The 582-nt window shown below is 38.7% G+C and carries 1 protein-coding gene; it reads right to left on the bottom strand.

The window, feature by feature from the left end; all coding sequences use genetic code 11:
• Positions 1-204: 204 nt before the first annotated feature.
• Positions 205-507, bottom strand: a complete 303-nt coding sequence (locus BIY29_RS20130) for a fibronectin type III domain-containing protein (protein WP_147437200.1) — start codon at positions 505-507, stop codon at positions 205-207.
• Positions 508-582 lie beyond the last annotated feature (75 nt).

Raw genomic sequence — 582 nt, 5'->3', positions numbered from 1 at the left:
TATGTTATTCTCCTACCGCATGTACTTTGATACATCATATATAACTACATGTCGTATCGATCTGGCTCGAAATGCCTTTAACGTCTTTGTTTGCTCGGAAATGTGTATAAGAGCCAGCTCTTAAGTTAACGTGTTGCCGAACCGCCTACGGAACTTAATATCGAAATCAGGCTGCTTGTTGCCCGCATGCATCACAACTTTATTTTAGGCTAATGTTTTAAAAGTTATTGTATTACTCGGTGAAGACTCTACACCCGCAGGGTTTTTCTGCGTGACATGAATGGTAAATGTCGTCGCTGGTTTTTGGTTGACCAAATTTACCGACGGCGCGGCATTTTTAGGTAGAGGAAAAAGTTCCTTTCCTGCACTGTAAACAATAAATTGTGAGCCGTATACATAATCTTTCGGCGTATCCCAATGTAAACTATATGAAGTCGAAGTAATGTTATCTACATATAATCCAGTGGGACTTGACGGGATATCGTTAGAGATTGTTGTCATCATCATTTCCCTTTTCTGAGGTTGATTTACTTAGTCGAAGTAAAACTTCATCGGTGTTTATTAATTTACTCAATCTATTTA

It is taken from the genome of Brenneria alni, from assembly GCF_003666245.1.
In the GTDB taxonomy this organism is placed as follows: Bacteria; Pseudomonadota; Gammaproteobacteria; order Enterobacterales; family Enterobacteriaceae; genus Brenneria; species Brenneria alni.
Note: the sequence above shows the minus strand (reverse complement) of the source record. Positions and strands in the feature narration are given on the sequence as shown.